This is a genomic window from Streptomyces sp. NPDC058086 (genome assembly GCF_042885015.1).
In the GTDB taxonomy this organism is placed as follows: Bacteria; Actinomycetota; Actinomycetes; order Streptomycetales; family Streptomycetaceae; genus Streptomyces.
In genome coordinates, this window is record NZ_JBHVST010000135.1 from 1 (window position 1) to 23,220 (window position 23,220).

19 protein-coding genes are annotated in these 23,220 nt (G+C 69.6%); 9 read left to right on the forward strand and 10 right to left on the reverse strand.

Annotated elements, in window-relative coordinates; all coding sequences use genetic code 11:
* Positions 1–149 precede the first annotated feature (149 nt).
* Positions 150–446: a (2Fe-2S)-binding protein gene (locus ACFVWD_RS50990; protein ID WP_389605473.1), complete on the reverse strand. Its 297-nt coding sequence runs from the start codon at positions 444–446 to the stop codon at positions 150–152.
* A gap of 366 nt (positions 447–812) precedes the next feature.
* On the opposite strand from ACFVWD_RS50990, the gene ACFVWD_RS50995 reads away from it, so the two are divergent.
* A complete protein-coding gene (locus ACFVWD_RS50995) occupies positions 813–1,805 on the forward strand; it encodes a helix-turn-helix transcriptional regulator (RefSeq protein WP_389605450.1) in 993 nt (330 codons plus the stop codon).
* Positions 1,802–2,791, forward strand: coding sequence for a helix-turn-helix transcriptional regulator (locus ACFVWD_RS51000; RefSeq protein ID WP_389605452.1), 990 nt, complete (start codon positions 1,802–1,804; stop codon positions 2,789–2,791). The genes ACFVWD_RS50995 and ACFVWD_RS51000 overlap by 4 nt, the downstream gene beginning before the upstream one ends.
* Here ACFVWD_RS51000 and ACFVWD_RS51005 read toward each other — a convergent pair.
* Positions 2,754–3,788 carry a LuxR C-terminal-related transcriptional regulator gene (locus ACFVWD_RS51005; protein ID WP_389605453.1) on the reverse strand — a complete coding sequence of 345 codons (1,035 nt, stop codon included), beginning with the start codon at positions 3,786–3,788 and terminating at the stop codon, positions 2,754–2,756. The two genes, ACFVWD_RS51000 and ACFVWD_RS51005, sit on opposite strands and share 38 nt — an antisense overlap.
* 360 nt (positions 3,789–4,148) lie before the next feature.
* Here ACFVWD_RS51005 and ACFVWD_RS51010 point away from each other — a divergent pair, with 360 nt between their 5' ends.
* Genes ACFVWD_RS51010 through ACFVWD_RS51020 form a run of 3 tightly spaced genes read left to right on the forward strand, consistent with a single transcriptional unit; the run spans position 4,149 to position 7,491 of the window.
* The gene (locus tag ACFVWD_RS51010) at positions 4,149–5,702 is read left to right on the forward strand and encodes a circularly permuted type 2 ATP-grasp protein (RefSeq protein ID WP_389605455.1); all 1,554 of its coding nucleotides are present in this window, start codon (positions 4,149–4,151) and stop codon (positions 5,700–5,702) included.
* Complete coding sequence (locus ACFVWD_RS51015; RefSeq protein WP_389605456.1) at positions 5,699–6,631, forward strand: alpha-E domain-containing protein; 933 nt, start codon at positions 5,699–5,701, stop codon at positions 6,629–6,631. The genes ACFVWD_RS51010 and ACFVWD_RS51015 overlap by 4 nt, the downstream gene beginning before the upstream one ends.
* A gap of 5 nt (positions 6,632–6,636) precedes the next feature.
* On the forward strand, positions 6,637–7,491 hold the full coding sequence (locus ACFVWD_RS51020; protein ID WP_389605458.1) for a transglutaminase N-terminal domain-containing protein: 855 nt from the start codon (positions 6,637–6,639) through the stop codon (positions 7,489–7,491).
* A gap of 33 nt (positions 7,492–7,524) precedes the next feature.
* Here ACFVWD_RS51020 and ACFVWD_RS51025 read toward each other — a convergent pair whose 3' ends face one another.
* The 3 genes from ACFVWD_RS51025 to ACFVWD_RS51035 all read right to left on the reverse strand — a co-directional run bounded on the left by ACFVWD_RS51025 (position 7,525) and on the right by ACFVWD_RS51035 (position 9,823).
* Positions 7,525–7,704, reverse strand: a complete 180-nt coding sequence (locus ACFVWD_RS51025; RefSeq protein WP_389605460.1) for a hypothetical protein — start codon at positions 7,702–7,704, stop codon at positions 7,525–7,527.
* 66 nt (positions 7,705–7,770) lie between these two features.
* Complete coding sequence (locus ACFVWD_RS51030; protein ID WP_389605475.1) at positions 7,771–8,262, reverse strand: hypothetical protein; 492 nt, start codon at positions 8,260–8,262, stop codon at positions 7,771–7,773.
* Positions 8,263–8,695: 433 nt separating this feature from the next.
* Positions 8,696–9,823, reverse strand: a complete 1,128-nt coding sequence (locus ACFVWD_RS51035) for a sugar ABC transporter substrate-binding protein (RefSeq protein WP_389605462.1) — start codon at positions 9,821–9,823, stop codon at positions 8,696–8,698.
* A 374-nt stretch (positions 9,824–10,197) separates the two neighbouring features.
* Between ACFVWD_RS51035 and ACFVWD_RS51040 the strand changes: the two genes are divergently transcribed.
* From ACFVWD_RS51040 to ACFVWD_RS51050, 3 genes are all read left to right on the forward strand, one after another.
* Positions 10,198–10,734 carry a hypothetical protein gene (locus tag ACFVWD_RS51040; protein WP_389605463.1) on the forward strand — a complete coding sequence of 179 codons (537 nt, stop codon included), beginning with the start codon at positions 10,198–10,200 and terminating at the stop codon, positions 10,732–10,734.
* Positions 10,735–10,853: 119 nt separating this feature from the next.
* Positions 10,854–12,881 (forward strand): PA14 domain-containing protein, encoded by a 2,028-nt coding sequence (locus ACFVWD_RS51045; protein WP_389605465.1) that lies wholly within the window; start codon positions 10,854–10,856, stop codon positions 12,879–12,881.
* 7 nt (positions 12,882–12,888) lie between these two features.
* On the forward strand, positions 12,889–14,607 hold the full coding sequence (locus tag ACFVWD_RS51050) for a fibronectin type III domain-containing protein (RefSeq protein WP_389605467.1): 1,719 nt from the start codon (positions 12,889–12,891) through the stop codon (positions 14,605–14,607).
* A gap of 57 nt (positions 14,608–14,664) precedes the next feature.
* Here the strand turns inward: ACFVWD_RS51050 and ACFVWD_RS51055 are convergent, their stop codons facing one another.
* From ACFVWD_RS51055 to ACFVWD_RS51075, 5 genes are all read right to left on the reverse strand, one after another.
* On the reverse strand, positions 14,665–15,117 hold the full coding sequence (locus tag ACFVWD_RS51055; protein ID WP_030617286.1) for a heat shock protein transcriptional repressor HspR: 453 nt from the start codon (positions 15,115–15,117) through the stop codon (positions 14,665–14,667).
* 4 nt (positions 15,118–15,121) lie between these two features.
* On the reverse strand, positions 15,122–16,306 hold the full coding sequence (gene dnaJ / locus ACFVWD_RS51060; RefSeq protein WP_389605469.1) for a molecular chaperone DnaJ: 1,185 nt from the start codon (positions 16,304–16,306) through the stop codon (positions 15,122–15,124).
* 33 nt (positions 16,307–16,339) lie between these two features.
* Complete coding sequence (gene grpE / locus ACFVWD_RS51065; RefSeq protein WP_389605470.1) at positions 16,340–16,999, reverse strand: nucleotide exchange factor GrpE; 660 nt, start codon at positions 16,997–16,999, stop codon at positions 16,340–16,342.
* Complete coding sequence (gene dnaK / locus ACFVWD_RS51070; protein ID WP_099921503.1) at positions 16,996–18,846, reverse strand: molecular chaperone DnaK; 1,851 nt, start codon at positions 18,844–18,846, stop codon at positions 16,996–16,998. The genes grpE and dnaK overlap by 4 nt, the downstream gene beginning before the upstream one ends.
* A gap of 95 nt (positions 18,847–18,941) precedes the next feature.
* Positions 18,942–20,009: an MraY family glycosyltransferase gene (locus ACFVWD_RS51075; protein ID WP_389605471.1), complete on the reverse strand. Its 1,068-nt coding sequence runs from the start codon at positions 20,007–20,009 to the stop codon at positions 18,942–18,944.
* 302 nt (positions 20,010–20,311) lie between these two features.
* Between ACFVWD_RS51075 and ACFVWD_RS51080 the strand changes: the two genes are divergently transcribed.
* A complete protein-coding gene (locus ACFVWD_RS51080) occupies positions 20,312–22,579 on the forward strand; it encodes a (Fe-S)-binding protein (protein WP_168493942.1) in 2,268 nt (755 codons plus the stop codon).
* The last annotated feature ends 641 nt before the right edge of the window (positions 22,580–23,220 follow it).

Genomic DNA, 23,220 nt, shown 5'->3' on the forward strand with positions numbered 1-23,220 from the left:
AACAACCCCCCGGACCTCACCTTCCCCCCCACCGCCGATAACCCCTCAAACCCCCCAAAAACACCCCCGCCCCCCCCCACAAACCTTTCCCCGCCCCCCCCGCTGCGGGGGGAAGTACCTGCGCGATCTACTACGACGGGGGAATCGCGTCAGGCACTGCGGGGGGTGGCTGAGATGGTCCTTACGTCCGGGATTTCCGGCTCGGCCAGCTGGTGGTCACGCTGGTCGAGGTTCACAAAGATCATTCCGTATCGAATGGCACATCGCACGGGCTGCGGCGCGCCGCGCGGGCGCCGCAGACACCGGTACGCCCGGACGTCCTCGTCGTCGTCCCGGGTGACGACGACCGGCTCTCCGAACACCGTCACCATCAGCGAGTCGCCACTGTGGGGAATGGCGGTCGCCAGGTCGATGAAGTGCCAGCCGGAGCGGTACGCGGTGGCCATTTCTCGGCGGAAGGATCGGTCGTCCGGGGGTGTCGTCACATCAACTCCCGGCGCCGTCATCCGTACTGACCGACGACGCGCTGCCACCGGCAGGCGTGGTGGACACGGCTACCGCCGGCCAGGCACTGTCCGCCCGAGCGTCACCCTTCCCATCGGAGAGGCCACTCAGCGCACCGAAGGCCACAACGGCGGAGAAGGCGGCGACAAGCACCGAGCGAAGCATTTTGTTACCCATATTCGGCTTCGTCCTCACTTGAAGGTCCCCTCTTCCCCCGTCGGATACGACGATGGCTCATTCGGGCACGTCATGGCCACATAATCGATGCATCATGTTCCTGCACGTTCAGGACCCTGGGGGGTGGAGATTTGGCAACGAATCAGACTAAAGCGACACATCCCCATGCGGTGACCGAGCTGTGCGAGGAGGGAAGCCGCCTTTACGCGAATGCCCTCCGCACGGGACGTATCGCCCGCGCGGAAGTGGAGACGGCTCCCTGCCTGATGGAGTTCGCCCTACTCCATCCCGATCCTGATGACGCCAACTGGCTGCGTCCCGTACCCGCGTCGATCGCCCTGTCCCAGCGGCTGAACCCCCTGGAACACGAGATCACCGAGCGCAGGCGGCTGTCGATCGAACTGGCCGACGCTTTCGAGCCGTTCATGGCCCTCAGCGCGCAGACCACGGTGAGCACGCACTCCATCACCGTGCTGGAGGGCGGCGACCGCATCAACGCGGCGCTCAACCTGGCCACGGCCCAGTGCCAGACCGAGATGCTCACGGTCCAGCCCAGCGGCAACCGCGGCGAGCGCGCCCTCATCCAGGGGCTGGAGCGGGACAGGGTGCTGATCGAACGTGGTGTGAGGATCCGGACGCTCTATCAACACACGGCCCGCTACAGCCCGGAAAAGCTGGCCTACGTGGACAAGCTCTCCAACGGCAAGGTGGAATACCGCACCATCGACGAGCTGGTGGAGCGCCTGATCATCTGTGACGAGACCGTCGCCGTCATCCCCGCGCGCGACGATCAGCAAGTGGCACTGGAACTCCGCCATCCGGGCCTCGTCCGCTACCTGATCAAGGTCTTCGAGTTCATGTGGGCCCGCTCGGTCCCGCTGAGCACCGGCGCTCCCTACGAAACCGACCCCGACGGCATCACGGACATCCAGCACTCCATCGCCAAACTCCTGGTGGAGGGCCACGTCGACGAGGCCATCGCCCGCCGCCTCGGCATGAACGTCCGCACCTGCCGCTCCCACATAGCCAAGCTGGCCACCGCTCTCGGCAGCGGCAGCCGCGCCCAACTCGGCTATCTCATCGCGGAATCGGGAATCCTCAAGCAGGAGGGAGCGGCGGGGTGACCGAAGCGCCGCACCCGGCCCACGGCGTGGAAGAACTGTGCCCGGCCGGATCGGAGCTGTACGAACGGGCCCTGCGCGAAGGGCGCGTACGCAGCGCGGACGCCGCCGAAGCACCCTGCCTCGTCGACTTCGGACTGGTGCACCCGGCCATCGAGGATCTGAACTGGCTGGAGCCCGTCGCCCCGGCTGTCGCCCTCCACCGGTTGTTACGGACCTCCGAGGAACGCGTCGCGGAAGAACGGCGGCGCGAGGCCAGACTGGCCGCGGTGTTCGAGCCGCTGATGCGGATCGACGGCCGGCGCACGGCAGCCACGGACACCCCGACGATCCGGGTCCTCAGCGGTACGGAGCGGATCAACGGGGCCATCACCGAGGCCATGGCCGACGCATCCCGGGAACTCCTCACCATCCAGCCCCACGCCGGCCACATCGGCCGGCGCTATGAGGCGGCCGAGGCCACCGCCCTGGGTCGCGACCAGGCCCTGCTCGACCGCGGCGCCCGCATCCGCACCCTCTACCAGCACACGCTCCGCCACTCACCCATGACTCTCGCCCGCTACGAACAGCTGAACGGCGACGTCGAGGCTCGGAGCCTGGACGAGATCACCGACCGGCTCATCGCCGTCGACCGCTCCGTCGCCTTCATCCCCGCCGACAAAGACGGCTTCCTCGCCCTGGAAGTCCGCCATCCGGCCCTGGTCTCCTACCTCGTGACCACCTTCGACCGGCTCTGGCGCCTGGCCACCCCCATGTACCCCGAAGCCGTCCAGCGCCCGTCCCACAACGGCATCACCCCCCGCCAACGCGCCATAGCCGCCCTGCTCGTCGAAGGGCACACGGACACCGTGATCGCCGACCGCCTCGGCATGAACGTCCGCACCGCCCGCGTCCACATCGCCAAACTCGCCGTCACCCTCGGCAGCGAGAGCCGGGCCCAACTCGGCTACCTCATCGGGCGGTCGGGGATTCTCGACCGGGATCACTGAGCGGCAGCAGTTCCGCGGCGCGCTGCGGTCCGTCCAGGCCCGCCTGCGCGATCCGCACACCCAACTGGGTGCGGCTCGCGGCGCCCAGGGTCTCCGAGAGGCGTGCGATGTGTGCCCGGCAGGTGCGGACGCTGATACCCAACCGCTCCGCGACCACCGCGTCCTGGTGTCCCTCGGCGAGCAGTGCCGCGATGGACCGCTCGCGGTGGGTGATGCCGTCGATGCCGGTGTCCGGGAGCGGCGCGGCGAGCGGGATCGCCAGGCGCCACAGCCGTTCGAAGACCGTGACCAGGTAGTCGACGAGGGCGGGGTGGCGCAGTTCCAGGGCGATGGTGCGGTCGGAGTTGGCCGGGATGAACGCCACCTTGCGGTCGAACAGGATGAGCCGCTCCACGACCTCGTCGAGGGTACGGGCCTCCGCGACCTCCCCCATCAGCTCCATGTAGTTGTGCAGGCCCTGGCCGTGCCGGGCCACGTGCGTGTACAGGTCGCGCATCCGCACGCCCCGCCGGCGCATCTCCAGCGCCCGGTGCAGACCCTCGGAGAGTTCGTCCTCGCGGCGGATGCCGCCGGGCTGCACGGTGAGCACCTCGGTCGCGCACGCCTCGGTCGCCTCGTCCATCGCGGCCCGGATCCGCGGCAGTCCGTCGAGCACGCGGATCGCCACGCCCTCCGTGGGCGCCTGGACGCGCCCGCCGAGACCGGCGTACCACTCGAACGCGGCCACCGCGTCGCCCACCCGCGTCTGGCTGGCGCTGACCTCCTCGTACACCCCGCGCAGCAGCCGTGTCATGACCTCCTGCGGCGAGGTCGGCACCAGCCACCCCATGTCGTCGGGGTCCGGATGCAGCAGCGCCAACTCGACAAGACAGGGCACCGTCTCGGCGTCCTCGCGCGGCACGCGTCCGCGCCGCACGGCCCGGGAGTACACCCGGTCCCCGGCCTCGCACAGTCGGTCAGCGCCGTGCGGATGCCTGTCCCTCCTGTGCCCGGCCATCTTCCACCCCTGGCTCCAGCATCCTCGCGATGCGACGCCTCCGCGCCGTCCGCAGCGCAACTATGCGCGGCCCCGACCGCCATCGCAACACGGCTGCACCCTTCACGCGCCCCTTCTCGCCCGCATACGTCCTGAAATATCCCCACCTCCGCACGGCGCTCTGCAACAACATGACGGTGGTGGCGGTGCGCCGCCCGGTGCATCGTGGACCCGCTCACCCAGGGCGACACGGCGTCCTGGCCCGCCCTGGCCGGACACTCCTCGTCCGGCCAGGGCTCCTCCGGCCCTTGTCCGGATCGCGTGAGCTGCCGGAAATCGTCGAGTGATCGGTACGTTACGTACCGCACCTACCGTCAGGCCATGGCGGACATATTTGACGCGTACGCGTTGGCCGATGCGTGGGACGAGATGTTTGAGCGGCCGGGTGAAGTCAGGACCGCCTATGAGCCGGTACTGGCCGCCCTGCAGCCGATCGAACCGGGTGAACTGCGCTTCCGGGCCGACCAGATGGCTCGCGCGTTCACCGACCGGGGCGTGACCTACGCCTTCGCGGGCGAGGAGCGCCCCTGGCCGCTGGACCTGGTCCCCAGGATCCTCGACGCCCTCGAATGGGACCTCATCCAACGGGGGGTCTCCCAACGGGTGAGAGCCCTGGAGGCCTACCTCTCCGACGCCTACGGGCCCTGCCGCGCCTTCGAGGACGGGGTCGTGCCCTGGCGTCTCCTGCTCAACTCCCCCCATTTCCACCGGGCGGCGCACGGGATCGAGCCACCCGGCGGCGTACGCATCCACGTCGCCGGCATCGATCTCGTACGGGACGAGGCCGGGGACTTCCGGGTCCTGGAGGACAACGTCCGCGTGCCGTCCGGGGTCTCGTACGTCATCGAGAACCGGCGCGCGATGACCAGGATCTTCCCGTCCCTCTTCGCCGAACAGCACGTCGTCCCCGTGGACGGCTACGCGCAGAGACTTCTGGCGGCCCTGCGCGCCGCCGCGCCCGACGGGGTCGGCGACCCGAGGGTCGTCGTGCTCACCCCCGGCCCCAGCAACGCCGCCTACTTCGAACACGCCCTGCTGGCCCGGCTGATGGGGGTGCAGCTGGTCGAGGGGCACGATCTCGTCTGCCGGAACAACCGTGTCTGGATGCGGACCACGCGGGGCGAGATGCCGGTGCATGTCGTATACCGACGGCTCGACGACGACTTCCTCGATCCGCTGCACTTCCGGCCCGATTCGGTGATCGGCTGCCCGGGCATCCTCAGCGCCGCCCAGGCGGGCACCGTCACGCTCGCCAACGCCGTGGGCAACGGCATCGCCGACGACAAACTCCTCTACACGTACGTACCCGATCTGATCCGGTACTACCTCGGCGAGGAGCCCGTTCTCCCGAATGTCGAGTCCTACCGTCCGGACGAACCGGGCCAGTTGGACGCCGTCCTCGACCAGATCGACCAGCTGGTGATCAAGCCGGTGGACGGGGCGGGCGGCCAGGGCATCGTCATCGGCCCCAAGGCCGACCGGGACACCCTGGAGCGCACCCGGGAGGCCGTCGCCGCCGACCCGCGTGGCTGGATCGCGCAGCGGCCCGTGGCGCTCTCCACCTCGCCCACCCTCGCGGGCGACCGGATGGCGCCCCGCCACATCGACCTGCGCCCGTTCGCCGTCAATGACGGCACGGACATCTGGGTGCTGCCCGGCGGCCTCACCCGGGTCGCCCTCCAGGAGGGCAACCTCATCGTCAACTCCAGCCAGGGCGGCGGCTCCAAGGACACCTGGGTGCTGGCGGAGGGCCCCGCCGAGCTCCCCCGAGTTCTCGACTTCGCCGACGACGGCACGGCGTTGGACGTGGTCCCGCGCCAGCTCGGACCCGACGGCGACCGTGGCGTCGTACAGGAAGGGGCACAGCAGCAGTGAACGACGTGATCCTCTCCCGCATAGCCGAGGCCCTGACCTGGACGGGCCGTTACGTCGAGCGGGCGGACGCCACCGGCCGCATCCTCGACGCCTACCTCCACCGCCTCCTGGAGGACCCCTGGCGCGACGAGAACGTGGCCTGCCGCTCCCTGTACGCCATCCTCGGCGTCGACGCGGGCGCCGAACGCGTCGACATGCAGCAGGTCCTGGACCAGCTCGCCTTCGACGCCCGCTCCACCTGCTCCATCGAGGGCGCGCTCGGAGCCGCCCGCCTCAACGCCCGCAGCGCCCGCGAGGCCGTCTCCTCGGAGATGTGGGAGTGCCTCAACTCCACCTGGCACGCGCTGGCCGACCAGCGCCTCGCGGCCCGCCGTACGGGCCCGTACGCGTACCTGGAGCTGGTACGCCGTCGGGCCGCCCTCTTCTTCGGCCTCGCCGACTCCACGATGAGCCGCGACGACAGCTGGCGTTTCGTGGTGCTGGGCCGGAGCCTGGAGCGGGTGGACATGACCGTACGGCTCCTCTCCGTCCGCGTGCTGGACGCCGTCCACGCGCCCGACTGGCCGACGCTGCTGAGCGCGAGCGGCGCGGACGAGGCGTATGCCCGGGTGTACGGAGGTTTCGGCGACACCCCGAGAGTGGCCGAATTCCTCCTCCTTGACCGGGACTTCCCGCGGTCCGCCCTGCACGCGCTCACCACCGCCGAGGAGTGCCTCGCCGCCCTCGGCCGCCCCCGTCAGGACCCGGCCCGCCGCCCGATAGGCCGGATGAGAACCCGCCTGGAGTACCTGGACCTGACGGCCCTGGAGGAACAGCTCCCCCTGCTCCTCCGTGACCTGCAACAAGCGTGCATGGCCTCGGCGGAGGCGGTGGCGGAGAGGTTCTTCCCGTACCAGGGGCCCGTCGAGTGGGCCCAGGAAGGAGCGTGAGCGCGATGAGCACTCCCGTGACACGCCGGCTGCGGATCCGGCACACCACCCGCGTCTCGTACGCACAGGCCGCGGTCTCCTCCCACAACGAGGTCCGCATGACCCCCCTGACACTCCCCGGCCAGACGACCCTGGACGCCAGGGTCACGGTCAACCCGACCACGCCCACCTGGTCGTACTGGGACTACTGGGGCACCCAGGTGACGGGCTTCGACCTGATGGAACCGCACGAGGACCTGACCATCACGGCGTCGAGCCTGGTGGAAACGGCCCCACCGGGCCCGCCGGCCCCCGCGCCGACCTGGGCGGAGGTCGCGAGAACGACGGCGAACTCCCGCCTCCTGGAGTACGCGTCCCCGACCACCCGTACGACGGTGACACAGGAGCTGGTGGAGCGGGCGAGGTCGGCGTCGACGGGCCTGGACCCACACGAGACGGCGGTCGCGGTCTCGTCCATGGTCACCGACCAGGTCTCGTACATCCCCGGCGCCACCGGTGTGAACACCGGCGCCGTGGAGGCCTGGGAACAGGGTGCGGGCGTCTGCCAGGACATCGCCCACCTGACGGCGGCCCTCCTGCGCGGCCTGGGCCTGCCCACCCGCTATGTCTCCGGCTACCTCCACCCCGAACGCGAGGCCGAACTCCACCGCCCCGTCGCCGGCCAGAGCCACGCCTGGATCGAGTACTGGGCCGGCGACTGGACCGGCTACGACCCCACCAACAGCACCCGGGCCGACGAGTCCCACGTCGTGGTCGGCCGCGGCCGCGACTACGACGACGTGACCCCTCACAAGGGGATCTACCGGGGGGTGGCCGGGGGGCCGCCGGAGGTGACGGTGGAGTTCACCCGGGTGGCGTGAGGATGCGGTTTCCCCCGGAGGTCGGGCGCGGGCTCAGCTCCGCTTGGGCCCGGTGATCGTCTCCCCGATCACGAAACCCTTGGCGGGGCCTTCGGGGACGGTGACGTCGGTGCCGTAGGGGACTCGGTGCACTCCGACCCAGTCGGCCTTCTCCGGCTGGGGCTCGGTGAGGACGGTGACGGTGCCCTGGTTGTCGTGGTCGTCGATGATCACGTAGCGACGAACCCCGCACCGTACTCGCCACCACCCCGGAGGGGCTCGCCGCCCTCCTCGAACATCTCAGGCCGCGGCCCAGCTCGTGAGCAGGGCCTCGCGGGCCGCCCGCCAGGGCGTCACGCCGTCGCCCTCGACGCTCCCCCACTCCAGCAGCCGCGCCACGTCCGCCGTACCGTCCACGAACCGGTTCAGCAGTGCCACCGACAACTCGTACTCGGACTGGACGTAGCCGCCGACGGCCGCGGTGTACACCGTCAGCTCGGCCTTCTCCTCGTCCGTCCGTACATGGAGTTCGAACGCGGGCGGTGCCTCACCGCCGCCCGTCGCCATGTCGAGGACCGTGTCCATCACGTTGTTCACCAGCCACCGGGTACTGGAGCGCACCTGCACGTCGTGGACGGTGACCTCACGGACATCCGCCCAGGGCCAGAACCCCTGCTGGCCCGTGCCCACAGCCTGAAGCCCCTCGGGGGTGAGCCGCACCCCGCGCCCGTACCCCTCGGGCTCGGCGCCCACGTACACGTTCTCCTTGGTGATCCAGAACAGGCCGATCATGGCCACGGACGCCTCCAGCGCAACTAGCGCATCAAACACAACAAGCACGGTCCCCCTCTGAGACACGCGCAGCCCCGAAACGGTTCACCTGGCGATCACGCTGCCGCCGACTTCTCCTGGAGCACCCGAGAGGAGCCCGGAGATGAGCGACGCCGGCCGCGCGCGGCGCCGCCCACCGCGGCCGTGAGCGCGGGTACGTCCCGCCGATGCCGACGGCTGAGAGCGAGAGCGTCGCCCTGGAACCGGAGCGGCTGCGCCTGGCCCCCGCCCTCCCTCGCGGCCGCCACCTCGTGCACGGCGCCGGCGCTGACGATATGGCAGTCGATGGGGCGCCGACCCCTGATCCGACGAACGCGCGGGAGCCCCTCGCCCAGGGCTCCCGCGCGTTCGTCAGTGCAGCACGTCGGTACAGGTCGTCAGTGCGGAAGCACGACTACTTGAGGCCGATCGCCGTGCAGTCCGCCTTGGTCGAGGCCGCGCAGATCTGCTTGACGGTGTAGATGCCGTCCTGGATCACCGTCTCCTTGATGTTCGCCTTGGTCAGGGCGACCACGGGCATCAGCTGGGAGGGAATCTTCTTGTTCGTGGGGCTGTCGACCTTGTCGCGGGTGAGCGCGTCGAACTCGATGCCACGCCCCTGGACCTTCGCCACGGCCATCTCGGCGGCCGCGGAGGCCTCGTCGGGGTAGGACTTGTAGACGCTCATGTACTGCTCGCCCCGGACGATCCGCTGCACCGCGTCCAGCTCGGCGTCCTGGCCGGTGACCGGCGGCACCTTGCTGACGCCCATGGTCTTCAGGGCGTCGATGACGGCACCCGCGAGTCCGTCGTTGGCGGAGTAGACACCGGCGATGTTGTTGAGGCCGATGGCCGTGATGGCCTTCTCCATGTTGGCCTTGCCGACGGCCGGGTCCCAGTCCTTGGTGTCGTACGACTTGGAGATGACGACCTTGCCGTTGAGCTCACCCAGGGCGCCCGCCTTGAACTGCGCCGCGTTCGGGTCGGTGGGCGAGCCGTTCATCATGACGATCTTCTTCGAGGTGGCGTCGGTGCCGAGCGCCTCCAGGAGGGCCTTGCCCTGGACCTGGCCGACGAGCTCGTTGTCGAAGGAGATGTAGGCGTCGATCGGGCCCTGCGCCAGACGGTCGTAGGCGATGACGGGGATGCCCGCGTCCTTGGCCTTCTGCACATCGCTCGCGATGGCCTTGGAGTCCACCGCGTCGACGAGGATCACGTCGACCTTGTCGGCCACCATCTGCTGGAACTGCTGGCTCTGCTTGGTGGCGTCCTGAGCCGCGTTGGCGTAGTCGACCTTGCCCTTGTTGTTCGTGAGCTTGGCGACCTGCTGCTCGATGATCGGGTAGTCGAACTTCTCGTAACGGGTGTTGGCCTTCTCCGGGAGGAGCAGACCAACCGTGATGTCGTCACCCTTGGTCGGGCTCGCCTTGGTGCTGCTGCCGCCGATCCCGTCCACGACACCGCACGCGGCGAGGGAGACGGTCATCGCGGAGCAGGCCAGGGCTATGGCGGTACGACGAAGCCGGGTGTTACGAGTGTTCACATCAGGTGCCTTCCGGGCGAGGTAGCTGCTTTGCGACCCAGGTGGCTGAAAGCCAACGCGGCGATCACCTCAGCGTCAAGGAGTAACCACTTAACGAGATGGCAACAGCATTCTGTGTTCCCCAAGTGAACACGATGGGAAGGGGGTGCGCCGCCACTTCCACAGAACCCCTCTGATTGACTTGCGTCACTCGCTCCCCGGCGGCATACAACCCACCCCCACGCCCGGGAGTCTCCAAGGTGGCCGCGCACACCGCAGCACGGATCAGGGGAAGCATGGGACCAGTTGGACGGGGTGGACCGGCGCTCGCCACGACACTGACGATCGCCACCACCGGGGGCCTGCTCGCCATATCGTGAGCACCCGCCTCCGCCGTGAGCAGCTGCGCATCACCGGCGTACAAGCGGCAGTTCTACGCGAACACCACCTTCTCCGGCACACCGAAGAAAACGGACTGCGACGGCGCGGTCGGCGAGAACTGGGGCACGAAGGCCCCCGCCTCCGGCCTCCCGAAGGACAACTTCGGCGTCCGCTGGACCGTGACAAGGGACTTCGGCTCCGGCGGGCCCTTCACCCTTCCCGTCGCCGCCCAGAACGGCCTGCGCGTCGACTACGCCAACTGGACCGGCGCCGCCAACGTCTCCTTCGCCTACAATCCGCGCACCTCGGCCTCCGTCGACAAGGTCAAGCCCCTCACCCCGACGGGCCCCTCCGTGGCGTACGACAAAGCCACCGGCAAGGCCAAGCCGACCTGGGCGAAGAACCAGGAACTGGACCTCTCCGGATACCGCGTCCACCGCCGTCTCAAAGGCAGCACCACCAGGTCGAAACCGGCCACGACGACCACCACCTCGTACACGGACACGACCGTGCCCGCGACCGGCGACACCTACTACTACGAGGTCGCCTGACGTTCAAGGTCGCCCGACCTTCAAAGGGCGGCAAAGATCCGTACAACCAATCCCCTTCCTTGTCGGTCCTGATCGTCAACGGCTTTGCCCGCCGTTGACGATCGGGACCGAAGGAACGCATGAAACCAGCCAGACGCACGACGGTCGCGACCGCCACCGTCCTCGTGCTCACCACCGCAGGCGGCCTCCTCACCGCCACCTCCGCCGCCGCGGCCACCACCTGCACCTCGCCGGTCTACAAGCGGCAGTTCTTCGCGAACACCGCCTTCTCGGGGACGCCGAAGAAGACCGACTGCGACACCGCGGTCAGCGAGAACTGGGGCACGAAGGCCCCCGCCTCCGGCCTCCCGAAGGACAACTTCGGCGTCCGCTGGACCGCGACAAGGGACTTCGGCTCCGGCGGGCCCTTCACCCTTCCCGTCGCTGCCCAGGACGGCATCCGCGTCTACCTCGACAACACCCGCAAGGTCGACCTCTGGAAGAACGTCTCCTCGACGGTGAAAAAGACCGTCAACCTCACGATCCCTTCCGGCAAGCACACCCTGCGCGTCGACTACGCCAACTGGACCGGCGCCGCCAACGTCTCCTTCGCCTACACCCCCCGCACCACCGCCACCGTCGACAAGGTCAAGCCGCTCGCGCCGACCGGCGCGGGGTTCGACGAGTTCCCGGACGCGGAGAACCTCCCCCTCGTCAAGGTCACCTGGGCCGCGAACAAGGAGATGGACCTCGCCGGCTACCGCGTCTACCGGCGGGTGAAGGGCACCGGTACCTGGACGAAGGTGGCCACGACCACCAGCCGGGGCCACACGGACGCCCCGCCGGCCACGGGCCAGTCGTACTACTACGAGGTCCGCGCCTACGACAAGGCGGGCAACGAGTCGGCCGGCGGCGCCGACCAGGGGCCGGTCACCACGGACGACCACACCGCGCCCGCCGCTCCGGTCCTCACCGCCACCGCCACGGAGGCGTCCAACAACCTCTCCTGGACGGCCTCCGCGGACGCGGCCACCTACCGGATCCTCCGCAAGCGGGACACCTCGACCTCGTACACCGAGCTCGCCGAGACCACGGCCACCGCGTACACCGACACCACGGCGTCGTACGGCAAGGCGTACGACTACAAGGTCAGCGCCGTCGACGCGGCCGGGAACGCCGCGGCCTCCGCCGTCGTGCGCAGCAGGCGCACCATCTCTCCGCCCACGAACGTGGTGGCGACCACGCCCAGTTGGGGTGCGGTCTTCACCTGGACGGAGCCCGCGGGCGGCGACACCGCCGACTACGAGGTGTATCGCTCGGAGACCTCTCCGGTGAACATCGCGAGCGCCTACCCCGTCGACTGTCGCAGCCGTAAGACCCGCACCGACGTGGCCGGCAACACGATCCGCAGCTGCACCGACTACGACGGCGACCAGGGCCGCACCTACCACTACGTGATGATCCGGAAGAACACCGCGGGTCTGTGGTCCACCGGCTCCGCGGAGCTGACCGTCACCCGGCCCGGCGACGAGATCCCGCCGCCGAACGTGACCGGCCTGACGGCCGAGCCGCTGGAGTACGGCGTCAAGCTCGACTGGGACGACAGCACGGCGACGGACCTGGACCACTACGAGGTCTACGAGTACCGGTCGTGCTGCACGCCGGAGTTCCTGGGCGAGGTGCCGGCCGGCACCTCGGAGTTCGTCGTCGGTCCGGAGCCGGCTGACGGCGAGGAGAAGACCTACGTCGTCATCCCGGCCGACATCTACGGCAACTACGCCGAGTGGACGGGAGCGTACTGGGACCGTCCCGTCTCCACCGTCACCGTCACCGAACTCGACCTCAGGCCGACCACCGTCCCCGAGGACACCGCGCCCTGCTCCGTGCTCACCTATACGACCCTCGGCGACGCGGGCGGCATGTACATCGAGTGCGCCGACTCGGTGGCCACGGAGGCCGCCGGCATCAACGTGTACCGCTGGGACCGCGCGACGAGCACCTACGTCCGCGTGACGAACGTCCCCCTGGCGCCCACCGCCACCAACTACACGGACACCACCATGCCCGCCGGCACGACCGTCTACTACCTGCTCTCGGTCGTCGCACCCGACGGCTCGGAGACCTTCAGCAACGTGGACTCCAGTGTGTCCCTGCCGAGCGGAGCCTGACCTCCCGATGAAGACCACCCTGCGGGCGGCGGCCGTGGTGCTGGCCACCACGGCCGGTTTCCTCACCACCGTGGCCACCCCCACCGCCTCCGCCACGACGAACTGCGTCTCCCCCGTCTACAAGCGGCAGTTCTTCGCGAACACCGCCTTCTCCGGGACGCCGAAGAAGACCGACTGCGACACCACGGTCAGCGAGAACTGGGGCACGAAGGCCCCCGCCTCCCGCCTCCCGAAGGACAACTTCGGCGTCCGCTGGACCGTGACGAGGGACTTCGGATCGGGAGGCCCCTTCGCCCTTCCCGTCGCCGTCCAGGACGGTCTGCGCGTCTACCTCGACGGCACCCGCAAGGTCGACCTCTGGAAGAACGTCTCCTCGACGGTGAAAAAGACCGTCAACCTCACGATCCCTTCCGGCAAGCACACCCTGCGCGTCGACTACGCCAACTGGACCGGCGCCGCCAACGTCAGCTTCGGCTACAGCCCCCGCACCACCGCCACCGTCGACAAGGTCAAGCCCCTCGCGCCGACCGGGACTTCCGTCTCGTACGACACGGCGGGCGGCAACGCCAAGCTGGGCTGGGCGAAGAACAAGGAGATGGACCTCGCGGGGTATCACGTCTACCGCCGTCTCAAGGGCAGCGCCGCCTGGTCGAGACTGGGTGCGCCGACCACCACCTCGTACACGGACACGACCGTGCCCGCGACCGGCGACACCTACTACTACGAGGTCCGCGCCCACGACAAGGCCGGCAACGAGTCGACGGGCACCGCCGACCAGGCCGTGACCACCGTCGACCGGACGGCGCTCGCCGCGCCCGCCGGGCTGATCGCCACCTCCGTGTCCCGTGGGCTGCAGCTCGACTGGAACGGGGTCACGGGAGCGGTGTCCTACCGCGTCTACCGGGCGCCGAGCGAGAACGGCGTGTACAGCCCGGTGGACAGTACGGACAAGCTCTCGTACCTGGACACCTCGGCCGTCGAGAGCGTCACCTACTACTACCGGGTGACCGTTCTCGACGCGGCGGGCAACGAGTCCGCGCGTTCCGTGGCCGCCGCCGGGGAGCGCGAGGACCTCACCCCGCCGCCCGCCGTCACCGGGCTGACGGTCACTCCGACCGAGTACGGCTTCGAGCTGGAGTGGGACAAGAACCCGGCCGCCGACCTCGGGAGGTACACCGTCTACCGGGGTGAACTCTGGGGCGACGAGGGCGACGAGCAGGTGTGCGCCGGAACGCTGACGGAGTACCTGCCGGCCGACACCACCTCGTACTCGTACACCACCCGACCGGACGGCGACCGCGTCTGCTTCTTCGTCGACGCCATCGACACGTCCTGGAACTCCTCCTTCAAGTGGACCCGGACGGCCGAGGCCGTGGCGGCGACCGAGCTCGACACCACGCCGAGCGTGCCGACGCCCGAGGGCTCGCCGCTGCGTCTGGAGGCGACTGGGGCGGAGGGCGACGAGGGCAACCGCCTGACCTGGTCCGGGCTCGGAGCGGGCGACGAGGAGTCCGCCGAGCCCGCGCAGGGCTTTCGCCTCTATCGGTGGAACCCCGCCACCGCCGCGTACGAGAAGATCCACGAGACCTCGGCCGGAGCGTTCGAGTACTTCGACACCGGCGCGAAGCGCGGCACCACGTCCTACTACTGGGTGACCGGTGTGAAGGCCGACGGCACCGAGACCCTGCCCGCCGGCGACTGGACGGTCACGGCGCCCGCCAAGTGACGCGCAGGGGCCCGGAGGCTCAGCCTCCGGGCCCCTGCGACAGATGGGCGTCGGACGTCAGTCCGAGGACTGCTGCCTCTTCGGGCGCCAGACCACCAGCGCGCTCGTCTGCTGGACCTCCTGGTACGGGACCAGGTCACGGCGGTACGAGGCGTGCACCGCGGCCTCGCGCTGCTGCATCGCGGCAGCGGCGCCGTCCAGGGCCGATTCCAGTTCCGCGACTCGGGACTGGAGGGCGGCGACCTGGTTCTCCAGCTCGATGATGCGCTTGATGCCGGCCAGGTTGATGCCCTCGTCCTGGGACAGCGCCTGCACCGTGCGGAGCAGCTCGATGTCGCGGGCCGAGTAGCGCCGGCCGCGCCCGGCGGTGCGGTCCGGGGAGACCAGGCCGAGGCGGTCGTACTGGCGCAGGGTCTGCGGGTGCAGGCCGGAGAGCTGGGCCGCCACCGAGATGACGTAGACCGGGGTCTCCTCGGTCAGTTCATAGGGGTTCCGACGACGGCCGTCCATCTGCTCATGCTCCCTTCGCGGCCTGGAAGAGCTCCGCCCGTGGGTCCTCGCCCGCGGTTGCCTCGCGATACGCCTCCAGGGCGTCGCGAGCCTTGCCCGACACGTCCGTGGGGACCGCGACCTCGACGGTGACGAGGAGGTCGCCGCGCGTACCGTCCTTGCGGACGGCACCCTTGCCGCGGGCCCGCATCGTACGGCCGTTGGGCGTGCCCGGGGGCAGTTTCAGGGTGACCGGGGGGCCGCCCAGCGTCGGTACACGCACCTCGCCGCCGAGCGCCGCCTCCGTGAAGGTGACGGGCACGGTGACGGTGAGGTTGTCGCCCTTGCGGCCGAAGACCGGGTGGGCGTCCACGTGGACCGTGACGTACAGGTCGCCCGCCGGGCCGCCCCGTTCGCCGGGTGCGCCCTTGCCGCGCAGGCGGATGCGCTGGTTGTCGCTCACTCCCGCCGGGATGCGGACCTGCATCGTGCGCGAGGACTTGGCGCGGCCGCTGCCGTGGCAGATCTCGCAGGGGTTCTCCGCGATCAGACCGCGGCCCTTGCAGTCCGGGCAGGGGTCCGTGAGCGAGAAGCCGCCGCCGGAGCCGCGGGCGACCTGGCCGGTGCCGACGCACGTCGGGCACACGCGCGGTGTGCCGTTCGCGTCGCCGGTGCCCGAACAGGCCTTGCAGGGCGCCTGGGACGTCATCCGCAGCGGGACCGTCGCGCCGTCCACCGCCTCGGTGAAGCTGAGCGTCACCTCGGTGTCGATGTCCTGGCCGCGCCGGGGCTGGGTCCGCGTACCGGTGCCCGCGCCGCCACGGTTGAACAGGCCCCCGAAGACGTCTCCGATGCCGCCGCCGAAGCCGCCGGCACCGCCCGCTCCGCCCTGGGCACCGCCTCCGAAGAGGTCGCCCAGGTCGAAGTTGAAGTTGCCGCCGCCCGCGCCGGGACCCGGACGGAAGCCACCGTTGCCGAAGAGGGCGCGTGCCTCGTCGTACTCCTTGCGCTTCTTGGGGTCTCCGAGCACGTCGTTCGCCTCGGAGATCTCCTTGAAGCGCTCCTCGGCCTTGGCGTTGCCCTTGTTGGCGTCCGGGTGGAACTCGCGGGCGAGCTTCCGGTACGCCTTCTTGATCTCTGCCTCGGTGGCGTCCTTGGGGACGCCGAGGACCTTGTAGAAGTCCTTCTCGATGAAGTCCTTGGTGCTCATCCTCGACGCCCCTCCTCTCTCATGCGTTCAACGTCAGCCCTCGTCCGGGCCACCGCTCTCCTTGTCGTCGGCCGCCTCGGCCTCGTCGGCCTTCACGGTCTGCGCCCCCGGCTGAGGTTCGGCGACCGCCACCCGCGCGGGGCGGATGGTGCGCTCGCCGATGCGATACCCCGGCTGCAGAATCGCCACGCACGTCGTCTCCGTGACGTCCGGCGCGTACGAGTGCATCAGGGCCTCGTGGATCATCGGGTCGAAGGGCTCGCCCTCCTTGCCGAACTGCTGGAGGCCCATCTTCGCCGCGACGGTCTCCAGCGACTCGGCCACCGACTTGAAGCCGCCGACCAGTTCGCCGTGGTCCCGCGCGCGGGCGATGTTGTCGAGCACGGGCAGGAGTTCGGTCAGGAGGTTCGCGATGGCGATCTCCTTGACCGCGATCCGGTCGCGCTCGACCCGGCGGCGGTAGTTCTGGTACTCGGCCTGGAGCCGCTGGAGGTCCATCGTGCGCTCGCCGAGCGCCGTACGGACCTGGTCCAGCTGTGCGGTCAGACCGGCCGTCTGTGCTGCTGATGCGTCCCCGGCCGGGGCCGCCGCCTCCTCCGTGGAGGGGGTGGCGGCCTTCGGCTCGGCGTCGTCAGGGGTGGCGCCGGAGGGGACGTCAGACTTCTCTTCGAAGCCCGGGGTCTCCTCCGTCACGCGGCACCGTCCTTGCGCTCCTCGTCGACGATCTCGGCGTCGACGACGTCGTCATCGGCCTTGGCCTGCTCGGCGCCGGGGGCACCCTCGGCGCCACCGGCGGCCTGCGCGGCCTGGGCGTCGGCGTACATGGCCTGGCCGAGCTTCTGCGAGACCGCGGCGACCTTCTCCGTGGCGGTGCGGATCTCGGCGGTGTCCTCGCCCTTGAGCTTCTCCTTCAGCTCGGCGATGGAGGCCTCGACCTCGGTCTTGACGTCACCCGGGACCTTGTCCTCGTTGTCCTTGAGGAACTTCTCGGTCTGGTAGACGAGCTGCTCGCCCTGGTTGCGGGTCTCGGCGGCCTCGCGGCGCTTGTGGTCCTCGTCCGCGTACTGCTCGGCCTCCTGGCGCATCCGGTCGACCTCGTCCTTCGGCAGCGAGGAGCCGCCGGTGACGGTCATCTTCTGCTCCTTGCCCGTGCCCAGGTCCTTCGCGGTCACGTGCATGATGCCGTTGGCGTCGATGTCGAAGGCGACCTCGATCTGCGGGACACCACGCGGGGCCGGCGGCAGACCGGTCAGCTCGAACATCCCGAGCTTCTTGTTGTACGCCGCGATCTCGCGCTCGCCCTGGTAGACCTGGATCTGGACGGACGGCTGGTTGTCCTCGGCGGTGGTGAAGATCTCGGACCGCTTGGTCGGGATCGTCGTGTTCCGCTCGATGAGCTTCGTCATGATGCCGCCCTTGGTCTCGATACCGAGGGACAGCGGGGTGACGTCGAGGAGCAGGACGTCCTTGACCTCACCCTTGAGGACACCGGCCTGCAGGGCGGCGCCGATGGCGACGACCTCGTCCGGGTTGACGCCCTTGTTGGCGTCCTGGCCGCCGGTCAGCTCCTTGACGAGCTCGGCGACGGCGGGCATGCGGGTGGAGCCACCGACGAGAACGACGTGGTCGATCTCGGAGAGGTTGATGCCCGCGTCCTTGATGACGTTGTGGAACGGCGTCTTGCAGCGCTCCAGAAGGTCGGCGGTGAGCTGCTGGAACTGGGCGCGCGTGAGCTTCTCGTCCAGGTGCAGCGGGCCCTCGGCGGAGGCCGTGATGTAGGGCAGGTTGATCGAGGTCTCGGTGGACGAGGACAGCTCGATCTTCGCCTTCTCGGCGGCTTCGCGCAGACGCTGGAGCGCCATCTTGTCCTTGGCGAGGTCCACGCCGTGGCCGGAGCGGAACTGCTGCACCAGGTAGTCGACGACACGCTGGTCCCAGTCGTCACCACCGAGGTGGTTGTCGCCGTTGGTGGCCTTCACCTCGACGACGCCGTCACCGATCTCCAGGAGGGACACGTCGAAGGTGCCGCCACCGAGGTCGAAGACGAGGATCGTCTGGTCGTCCTTGTCCAGGCCGTACGCGAGGGCGGCGGCCGTGGGCTCGTTCACGATGCGCAGGACGTTCAGGCCCGCGATCTCGCCGGCCTCCTTCGTCGCCTGGCGCTCGGAGTCGTTGAAGTACGCCGGGACGGTGATGACCGCGTCTGTGACCTTCTCGCCCAGATAGGCCTCGGCGTCACGCTTCAGCTTCTGCAGGATGAAGGCGCTCATCTGCTGCGGGTTGAAGTTCTTCCCGTCGAGCTCGATCTTCCAGTCCGTGCCCATGTGACGCTTCACGGAGCGGATGGTCCGGTCCACGTTCGTGACCGCCTGGCGCTTGGCGACCTCGCCGACGAGCACCTCACCGTTCTTGGCGAAGGCGACGACGGACGGCGTGGTCCTGGCGCCCTCGGCGTTGGTGATGACGGTGGGCTCGCCGCCCTCCAGAACGCTGACGACGGAGTTAGTCGTGCCCAGGTCGATGCCGACCGCACGTGCCATTTCAATTCCTCCAGCAATGACTTGAGTGGAACGGACTCAAGTGTGCACGACACTCACTGCTGGGTCAACAGACATGAGTCATGGGGGCTCAAGTCTTATCTCTTACTTACACGCAGGTGTGCTTGTAGACGTGGTCCGACCTGCGGCTTCTCGGCCAACCGACTCCCGGACGCGGGGACATGCCGTCCCCCGTAGGTGGGGATCCTAAGCAGCGCGAGTACGCCGACACAGGCGCCGCCCGCCACCCACAACGCCGCCGTCGCGCTCACCCATCCCATGTCGATCAGCATCCCGACGAGTGCACCCGCGAAGCCGGTGACCCCCACGACGATCGCGGCGCCCGGAGGTGTGACACCGAGGCGCCGCAGCCGGTGGACCAGATGATCGGGGGCGCCGCGCAACAGCGGACGCCCGGCCCGCCGCCGCGACACCAGCACCAGTACGGCGTCGGCGGTCGCCACGGCCGTCAGCGCGAACGCGGCGCCCACGCTCGACCCGGCCGCCCGCCCGGCGTGGACCAGTACCGCCGCCGAGGTCAGCACGAACCCGACGAACAGCGCGCCGCAGCGCCCCGGCACGATCCGGGCCGGAGGCCAGTTGTGCATCAGGAACCCGGTCAGCGCGGCGGCCAGCACGCTCAGCAGCGCCGCGAGCCCGTCCATGACCTCGGCGGCCGCGCAGCCGCTCAGCGCGAAGGCGGTCACCACCGCCACCGTCCCCATCACTCCGTCGGCGTGATCGAGCGAGGTGAAGGCATGGGTGGCGAGGGCGATCCAGCCGACGGCCACCGCCCCGACCGCCGGGCCGAGCTCGTCGTAGGGCACGGTCAGCGCGGCGGCGCCGGTCACGACGGCCGCCTGGAGCGGAACCCGCAGAAGAGCCGGCGGGGGCCACAGGTCGGCGACGAGCCCGAGGGCACCGACCCCGATCCCGGCGGCCAGCAGCCTCCCGGCCGCCGGCCCCAGCGGCGCCACGCCCGTCCAGTCCCCGACCCCGGCGACGAACGCCGCGACCGCCACCACCGCCACCCCGCCGAGCAGCGGCACCGCGCGCGCCCGCCGCCGTTCGACCACGCCGAGGCGCAGAGCGAGGAGCCGCAGCAGGGCGGCGAGCACGGCGGCGAGGAGCAGGGCGGAGGTGGCGGCGACGATTCCGTACAGCACGCCGCCAATTTAGTATTAAATGTCGCAAATACACCGCAGATAACACGATCGGGTTTACGTGTCGGCCGGTGGCCCCGCGACTGCGGGTCGGTGACTTCCGCGACTGCGGGTCCGTGACTTCCGCAACTGCGGGTCGGCGACTTCGGCGACTCAGGTGGACCTCAGCGACGCAGATCACCGCACCGCTGGCTACAGTGCGGCGGAAGATATGGGTAGTCTCAGACGGACTGCATAAGTTACCGCTTAGTAATCAGCTGAAGGTCGGCCTTCAGCTCCCCCCTCGCAGGCCCGAGGAGCCCCCAATGCAACTCGCCGCGATCATTGTGTCGCTGACGCTGACCGTGGTCGGCGTTGCGCTCATCGCACGAGCCGTCGCACAGATCTACCGGTTCATCAAGCTGGGCCAGCCGGTCCCGGCCGGTTCCCGAACCGACGACTGGAAGGCCCGCAGCATCACGCTGGCCAAGGAGTTCGTCGGCCACACCCGGATGAACCGGTGGGGGATCATCGGCGTCGCGCACTGGTTCGTCGCCGTCGGCTTCCTGACCCTCGGCCTGACGATCGTCACGGCGTACGGTCAGCTGTTCAAGGCCGACTGGACGCTGCCGATCCTGGGCGGCTGGCTGCCCTACGAGCTGTACACCGAGTTCATCGCGCTGTTCACGACGCTCGGCATCCTCGTACTGATCGCGATCCGGCAGCTGAACCGGCCTTCGAAGCCGGGCCGCAAGTCGCGCTTCGCGGGCTCCAAGACGGGCCAGGCGTACTTCGTCGAGGCCGTGATCCTCGTCATCGGCCTCGCGATCATGACCCTGCGCGGCCTGGAGGGCGCGATCCACGGCGTGCACCACTACGAAGCCGCGTACTGGGCCTCGTACCCCCTGGTCGCCGCCTTCAAGGGCCTGAGCCTCGGCACACTGCAGAACCTGGTCTACCTGACCGCCATGATCAAGCTCGGCGTCACCATGGGCTGGGCGATCACGGTCGGTCTCAACACCAACATGGGTGTCGCCTGGCACCGCTTCCTCGCCTTCCCGAACATCTGGTTCAAGCGGAACGCGAAGGGTGAGACCGCTCTCGGCGGGCTGCTCCCGATGACCAGCGGCGGCAAGGCCATCGACTTCACCGATCCGGGTGAGGACGACGTCTTCGGTGTCTCCCAGGTCGAGCAGTTCTCCTGGAAGGGCCTGCTGGACTTCTCCACGTGCACCGAGTGCGGCCGCTGCCAGTCGCAGTGCCCCGCCTGGAACACGGGCAAGCCGCTCTCCCCCAAGCTCCTCATCATGTCGCTGCGCGACCACGCGCATGCCAAGGCGCCGTACCTGCTCGCGGGCGGCGGCAAGAACATGGAGGGCGAGGAGAAGGCGTCGGCGGAGCAGCTGGCCGACGTGCCCGCCGCCGCGCTCGCCGAGGCCGAGCGCCCCCTCATCGGCACGTTCGAGGAGAACGGCGTCATCGACCCCGACGTGCTGTGGTCCTGCACCACGTGCGGCGCGTGCGTCGAGCAGTGCCCGGTCGACATCGAGCACATCGACCACATCGTCGACATGCGCCGCTACCAGGTGATGATCGAGAGCGCGTTCCCGTCCGAGGCGGGCACGATGCTCAAGAACCTGGAGAAGAAGGGCAACCCCTGGGGTCTGGCCAAGAAGCAGCGCCTCGAGTGGACGAAGGAAGTCGACTTCGAGATCCCGGTCGTCGGACGCGACATCGAGGACCTGTCCGAGGTCGAGTACCTGTACTGGGTCGGCTGCGCCGGCGCCCTCGAGGACCGCGCCAAGAAGACCACGAAGGCCTTCGCGGAGCTCCTCCACATGGCGGGCGTCAAGTTCGCCATCATGGGCGGCGACGAGAAGTGCACCGGTGACTCCGCCCGTCGCCTGGGCAACGAGCCCCTGTTCCAGGAGCTCGGCATGGAGAACGTCGCCGCGCTGAACATGGCCTTCGGTGAGGATGACGAGGACGAGTCGACGAAGAAGCCGAAGTCGGCGAAGAAGATCGTCGCGACCTGCCCGCACTGCCTCAACACGATCGGCAACGAGTACCCGCAGCTCGGCGGCGACTACGAGGTCATCCACCACACCCAGCTGCTCCAGCACCTCATCGACGAGGGCAAGCTGCTGCCGGTCACCCCGGTGGACGGCCTCATCACCTACCACGACCCCTGCTACCTGGGCCGCCACAACAAGATCTACACGCCGCCGCGCGAGATCATGTCGGCGGTCCCGGGCCTGCGTCAGCAGGAGATGCACCGCCACAAGGAGCGTGGCTTCTGCTGCGGTGCCGGTGGTGCGCGGATGTGGATGGAGGAGCGGATCGGCAAGCGCATCAACAATGAGCGCGTCGACGAGGCTCTTTCGCTGAACCCGGACATCGTGTCCACGGCCTGCCCGTTCTGCCTCGTGATGCTGACCGACTCGGTCAACGGCAAGAAGAACGACGGCCAGGCCAAGGAGTCCGTCCAGGTCGTGGACGTGGCCCAGCTCCTCCTCGACTCCGTCAGGACGCCGGTTGATCCGGCGGGGGCGGCGGAGGCGGAGAGCGAGCCGGAGCCCGAGCCGGTCAAGTAACCGGCCGATTCCTCCGGACGCCGGTGGAGGCGAGACTCTCGCCCCCACCGGCGTCGCTGTTTCTCGCCCCCGCCGCCCCTACCCGACCCATCCCAACCTGGGGCTCCGCCCCAGACCCCGAGGGCCGTGTCTTCGACCGCGGGCGGATGGGGGCGGGTCGCGCGGTTCCCCACACCCCTCAAAGCGTCCGACGCCCGACGCTTGAATTCGAAGACCGCCGCCCCGCAGCGCGTTGTTCGGCCGCCGGCGGGTGGGGGCCGGTCGCGCAGTTCCCCGCGCCCCTAAAGACCTCCGGCGTCCAACGCTTGAAGCCGGGAGCCGATGCCCCGCCCCCTCCCCCGGCCTACCCCATCCGCCCCGATGCGGGAGTGCAGGGGGCGCAGAGCCACTGGCGGGGTCTGGGGGCGGAGCCCTGCCGGGGCCGAGGGCGGAGCCCCACGGGGGTGCAAGGGCGGAACCCCACGGGGGTCCGGGGGCGCAGCCCCGCGGGGGTCCGGGGGCGCAGCCCCGCGGGGGTCCGGGGGCGCAGCCCCGCCGGGAGGCCGAGGGCACAGCCCCACAGGGTTGCAGGGACGGAACCCCACGGAGGTGCAGGGGCGGAACCCCACGGGGGTCCGGGGGCGCAGCCCCGCGGGGGTCCG